The 2,030-nt window shown below is 71.2% G+C and carries 1 protein-coding gene; it reads left to right on the top strand.

All coding sequences use genetic code 11. From position 1 onward, the window contains the following. Nucleotides 1–2,030: type I polyketide synthase (locus tag ABD299_RS21690; RefSeq protein ID WP_344265337.1), on the top strand; the 2,030-nt coding region annotated here is incomplete at both ends.

The raw sequence follows: 2,030 nt of genomic DNA, 5'->3' as shown, positions 1-2,030 counted from the left end.
GCCCAAGGTGGACGCCGCACTCAACCTCCACGAACTGACGTCCGGCCACGATCTGGAAGCCTTCATCCTCTACTCCTCGGTCGTCGCCACCATCGGCAATGCCGGGCAGGCCAACTACGCGGCGGCCAACGCCTTCCTCGACGCGCTTGCCCAGCACCGCAGGGCCCGCGGCCTGCCCGCCCAGTCCCTCGCCTGGGGACTGTGGGAGCAGCGCAGCGGAATGAGCGGCCATCTCGACGACGCCGACGTCCAGCGCATGGGGCGCAGCGGCATCACGCCTCTGCCGAGCTCCGAGGGCATGGCCCTGTTCGACACCGCCCGGGCAGTGGGGGACCCCTCCCTGCTCCCCGTCCGGCTCGACCTGGCGGAGCTGCGACGCCGAGCCGCCCGGGACACGGAGGGCGTGACGGAGATCCCCGCCTACCTCAGAGGTCTTGTCCGCACCCGCACCCGCCGTGTGGTCCGCGCGGGAGCCCCCGGGAGTGCGCAGACCACGCTGGCCGGCAAGCTCGCGGGCCTGCCGCCCGCAGAGCAGGACGAGTACCTGCTGGACCTGGTGCGGGACCACGCGGCGGACATCCTGGGCCACTCCTCACCGGACGCCGTCGAGCCCGACCGGGCGTTCCGCGATGTCGGGTTCGACTCCCTGACCGCGGTCGAACTCCGTAACCGGCTCAACTCCTCCAGCGGCCTCCGGCTGCCCACCACGCTGCTCTTCGACTACCCGACACCGGCGGTCCTCGTCGGGCACCTGCGGCAGCAGCTTCTCGGAGAGCAGCAGCTCGTCACCGCGCCGGCCCCCACGGCTGCGGCGGGCGCGGGAGACGACGACCCCATCGTGATCGTCTCGATGAGCTGCCGCCTCCCCGGAGGCGTCCGCGCCCCCGAGGACCTGTGGGAACTGGTGGCCGACGGCCGGGATGTCATCTCCACGTTTCCGACCGACCGTGGCTGGAACGTCGAGGAGCTCTACGACCCCAGCCCCGACCGGCGCGGCAAGAGTTACGCGAAGGAAGGCGGCTTCCTTTACGACGCGTACTACTTCGACCCGGAGTTCTTCGGTATCTCCCCGCGTGAGGCCCTGGCCATGGACCCGCAGCAGCGGCTGCTGCTGGAGACGGCCTGGGAGGCCGTCGAGCGTGCCGGGATCGACCCGACGACGCTCAAGGGCACCCGGGCGGGCGTCTTCATCGGAACCAACGGCCAGGACTACGCCGCTCACCTGCGGGAGATGCCCGCCGATCTGGAGGGCTACCTGCTGACCGGAAAGGCGGCCAGCGTCGTGTCGGGCCGTGTGGCCTACACGCTCGGTCTCGAAGGTCCTGCCATCACGGTCGACACGGCGTGTTCCTCCTCCCTTGTGGCCATTCACCAGGCGGCGCGGTCGCTGCGCCAGGGGGAATGCTCGATGGCCCTCGCGGGCGGGGTCACCGTGATGTCGACTCCGAGCCTTTTCATCGAGTTCAGCCGGCAGCGCGGACTGTCCCCGGACGGCCGGTCCAAGGCGTTCTCCGCAGACACCGACGGCACCAGCTGGGCGNCGGCGGTGAACCAGGACGGCGCGAGCAACGGGCTCAGCGCGCCGAACGGCCCGTCGCAGCAGCGGGTGATCCGGGCGGCGCTGGCTGACGCGGGGGTGTCGGCGTCGGATGTGGACGCGGTGGAGGCGCACGGGACCGGCACGGTGCTCGGCGACCCGATCGAGGCCCAGGCCATCCTGGCCACTTACGGGCAGGACCGCCCGGAGGAAAGTCCGCTGTGGCTGGGGGCGCTGAAGTCAAACATCGGCCACACCCAGGCGGCGGCGGGTGTCGCCGGCGTCATCAAGACAGTGATGGCACTCCGTCATGGAGTGCTGCCCCGGACCCTCCATGTGACGGAGCCGACGCCCCACGTGGACTGGTCGTCGGGTGCGGTGGAACTGCTGACCGAGGCGCGGCCGTGGCCGGAAACCGGGCGTCCTCGGCGCGGTGCGGTCTCCGCCTTCGGCATCAGCGGGACCAACGCCCACGTGATTCTGGAGGAGGCGC

It is taken from the genome of Streptomyces sodiiphilus (assembly GCF_039529215.1).
In the GTDB taxonomy this organism is placed as follows: Bacteria; Actinomycetota; Actinomycetes; order Streptomycetales; family Streptomycetaceae; genus Streptomyces; species Streptomyces sodiiphilus.
The sequence above is the reverse complement of the archived record's forward strand: the minus strand, read 5'-3'. Positions and strand labels throughout refer to the sequence as shown.